Source organism: Lentzea sp. NPDC060358 (assembly GCF_042725365.1).
Classification (GTDB): Bacteria; Actinomycetota; Actinomycetes; order Mycobacteriales; family Pseudonocardiaceae; genus Lentzea.
In genome coordinates this window covers 1-3,362 of sequence record NZ_JBHXCW010000419.1, presented here as the reverse complement: position 1 = coordinate 3,362, position 3,362 = coordinate 1, and the positions used below count along the sequence as shown (strand labels likewise).

General features: G+C 71.2%; 4 protein-coding genes. 3 read left to right on the top strand and 1 reads right to left on the bottom strand.

Going from position 1 to position 3,362, the window contains the following annotated elements:
- The first annotated feature begins 73 nt into the window (after positions 1–73).
- Positions 74–478 (top strand): SAV_6107 family HEPN domain-containing protein, encoded by a 405-nt coding sequence (locus tag ACFWGZ_RS40325; RefSeq protein ID WP_382456858.1) that lies wholly within the window; start codon positions 74–76, stop codon positions 476–478.
- Positions 475–1,221 carry a maleylpyruvate isomerase N-terminal domain-containing protein gene (locus tag ACFWGZ_RS40320; RefSeq protein ID WP_382456857.1) on the top strand — a complete coding sequence of 249 codons (747 nt, stop codon included), beginning with the start codon at positions 475–477 and terminating at the stop codon, positions 1,219–1,221. Before ACFWGZ_RS40325 ends, ACFWGZ_RS40320 begins: the two co-directional genes overlap by 4 nt.
- On the opposite strand, the gene ACFWGZ_RS40315 is transcribed toward ACFWGZ_RS40320, so the two are convergent.
- Positions 1,198–2,763: an alkaline phosphatase D family protein gene (locus ACFWGZ_RS40315; RefSeq protein WP_382456856.1), complete on the bottom strand. Its 1,566-nt coding sequence runs from the start codon at positions 2,761–2,763 to the stop codon at positions 1,198–1,200. The two genes, ACFWGZ_RS40320 and ACFWGZ_RS40315, sit on opposite strands and share 24 nt — an antisense overlap.
- Before the next feature lie 24 nt (positions 2,764–2,787).
- Between ACFWGZ_RS40315 and ACFWGZ_RS40310 the strand changes: the two genes are divergently transcribed.
- Complete coding sequence (locus tag ACFWGZ_RS40310; protein ID WP_382456855.1) at positions 2,788–3,282, top strand: VOC family protein; 495 nt, start codon at positions 2,788–2,790, stop codon at positions 3,280–3,282.
- The last annotated feature ends 80 nt before the right edge of the window (positions 3,283–3,362 follow it).

Below are 3,362 nucleotides of genomic sequence, written 5' to 3'. Positions count from 1 at the left end.
GCACCCCACCTCCGGGAGCCGCCGGCTTCCCCTCGGCGGAGACGTCGTTCACCGACGCCACGAGGAGGCCGAGATGACTGCCATCGACTTCCCCCTCCCCCTGCCACCCACGTCCGCGCTCGCGTTGCTGCGGCAGGCGCGCGACTCGCTCGCCGAGTCCGAACGCACGCCGGAGCCCCCGGAACGGTTCGCCACCGCCTACCTCGCCGCGTTGCGCGCCGCCGCCGCGGTGCTCGCGTTGCGGGGACGGCCCCACCGCGGGCGGTCGAGGCCGACCAGCGCGTGGGTGCTGCTCGCCTCGATGGCGCCGGAGATGAGCGAGTGGGCCGCCTACTTCGCGGCGTGGTCGTCCACGCGGGCCGCCGTGCTCGCGGGCATCACCCGCCACGTCAACGCGCGCACGGCCGACGACCTCGTGCGCCAGACCGAACAGTTCGTGACGCTCGTCGACCGTGTGATGAATGAGGCCAAGCGGTGAACTCGCTCGACGTCCTGCGCCGCGAGGCGGACCTGCTCGCGATGTCCGCGCTCGGCCAGCCGCCGCACAAGGGCGTGCCCGCCTGTCCCGGCCTCAACCTCGGGGAGACCGTGCGCCACGTCGGCAGCGGCTACCGCAGGACCCTGCAGTGGATCAGGCTCGGCCGCGAACCCGAGGCCGGCGAGTGGCAGGACTACCCGGAGCCCGGCGAGAACACGCTCAACTTCCTGCGGTCGGGCGCGGAGGCCGTGCTCGCGGAGCTCGGCGCGCACGACGAGGACGAGCCGTGCGCGACGTGGTGGCCGGACCAGCGCAACTACGGTTTCTGGCGGCGACGGCTCGCCCACGAGACGACGGTGCACCGGATGGACGTCCAGGGCGCGGCGGGCATGGACGTCGGCGCCGTCACCGACGAGGTAGCGCTCGACGGCGCCGACGAGGTGCTCACGCTGTGGCTGGGCCACAAGCTCGACGTGCTCGGCGTGCGGGGGTCGCGGGACGGCCTGGTCGCCGTCCAGGCCGGGGACCACCTGTGGCTCACGCGCTGCGGCCCGCACGGCGCGTCGGCGTGGCGCGTCGTCGACCACGAGGACGCGCACCTCGCCGACGCGCAGGTGTCGGCAGATCCGATGACCATGTACCGCTGGCTGTGGGGACGGCTGCCCGACCGCATGGTCACCGTGATCGGTGACCACGACGCGATCGCGCAGCTGTGGGCCCTACTCCGACTCGCGACTAAGTAGGACGGACGCGGTCTCCTCGCCCGTTGCCGACAACAGCCGGTAGCGGGCGCGGCGGGCGTCGAAGTCCAGCAGCGCGACCGAGTTGCCGAAGTGCGGCCCACTGGTCTTGCGCCAGCTCAGCAGGTCCGGCGGGACGCCGACGGAGGTGGCGAGGCGGCGCAGCAGCCTGCCCACCGACCGCGACCACGACAGCCGGAACATGGGCTCGAGCGCCTTCGGCGGTTCGTTGTGGACCGGCGAGCAGACGAGCTGCGTGACCAGCGCCTTGGTGGGGTTGGGGAAGTCGGCCACGGCGACGTAGCTGTGGTGGACGTCGCCGGAGAGCACGCACACCGTCGAGGTGTTGGTGTTCGCGGCCTTCTCGATCATCCGGGAGAGCCGGTCGAACGACTCGCGGAACGCGGGCCAGTGCTCCAGGTCGACCGCCTGGCGGATCTTCTCGGCGGCCTTGCCCTGCCAGCCGGGCTTGCGCGCGCCGACCTCGTTGATGGACTGGACGTGGCTGAGCCCGTGCGGCATGAGCCACGGCAGCGACGACCCGATCAGCAGGTGGTCGAAGTCACCCTCGGCGTTGCGCTCGATCCACTCGAACTCGGCGTCGCTCACCATCTGCCGCCTGCCCTCTTCGAGGATGCGGCCGGAGCGCGTGTCGACCATGAGCAGCCGGGCGCGGCCGAAGTCGCGGCGGTAGCTCCACATCGTCGACTTGCCGCCGTCGGCCTCCTTGTCCGCCTCCTCGGCGAAGTCGAGCAGCATCGGCAGCACGTCGGTCTCCTGCGCCATCACCTTGGCGTACAGGGCGTTCTTGGCGAGCTCCTCCGGGCTGAGGTTGCCGAGGTGCTGGTAGACCCAGTACGACGACAGGGCGCCGCGGATCCTGTCGCGCCACCACGGCTTCTCGGCCATCTGCCTGCGCCACACCTCGGAGGTGTTCCAGTCGTCACGCACGTCGTGGTCGTCGAAGATCATCGACGTCGGCACGACCGACAGCAGCCAGCGGATCTCCGGGTCGCCCCAGGTCTCGTGGTAGAGCCGCGCGTACTCGGAGAAGTGCACGACCTCGCCGTCGGGCTCCTTCGTGCCCTGGCGGCGCTCGCGCATCCACTCGATGGTCGCCTTGGTGGGTTCGTCGGCGTAGACCTGGTCGCCCAGCAGGATCATCGCCTGCGGCCAGTCCTCCTCCGGCGTCTTCATGAGACGTTGCGCGAACGCGTCGAGGGCGTCGTCGCCGACCGGCTGCGAGGGAGCGGCACGGCACGACCCGAAGGCGATCCGGCGGACCTCGCCGGTGCGGATCACGGGCTTGGGGAAGTCGCTGTCCGGCGGCGGCCACACCAGCTCGTCGTCGAGGCGCACGTCGTACTCGGTGCGGGCACCGAGGTTCTCGATCCGCACGAGCGCGTAGTGCTGCCTGCCCACCTGGAACGTTCTCGAGGTGTGCTCAGCGATCTTCACTTCGCAAGGGGCGTCGGTCTCGACCCACACGGTCGCCGACGAGTTGTTCACATACCGCAGGAGGGGTCCGAGCACCAGCTTCGCCACGCGCGAGACAGTACCCTCGCACGGGTGGAAATCACGTTCGAGTCCGCAGATCCCTCCGCGCTGGCGGCGTTCTGGTCCGAGTTCGCCGGCGACGAGATCGAGCTGACGTTCGTGTGGAGCGACGCCCCGAAGATCGAGAAGAACCGGGTGCACCTGGACCTCGCGTCCACTTCCCCCGAGCACCAGGCGGACATCGTCGAACGCGCGCTGAAGCTCGGCGCGGAGCACGCCGACGTCGGTCAGCGCGACGTGCCGTGGGTGGTGCTGCGGGATCCGCAGGGCAACGAGTTCTGCGTCCTCGAACCCCGGCCCGAGTACACCGGGGTGGTCGCGGCGGTGGTCGTCGACTCCCCCGACCCGGCGGCCTCGGCGCGGGCGACCGGGCACCCGGTGGCGCGCGAGGGCGACGGGTTCGCGTCGGTGCGGCCGGAGCCGGGGCCGTGGCTCGAGTTCGTCCGGACCGAGGACGCGGAGCCGATCACGAACCGCGTCCGGGTGCGGTTCGCCGACCCCGCGTAACGGCTGCGGGGAGCTCGACGGCACCGTCGCCGATATCCGATATATCAGTTCCGCTGTCCGCTGCACCGGCAGGCCGCGAC

Excerpts from the sequence above, each read along its gene's own strand:
- ACFWGZ_RS40325 (WP_382456858.1), top strand. The coding sequence starts at position 74 with ATGACTGCCATCGACTTCCCCCTCCCCCTGCCACCCACGTCCGCGCTC.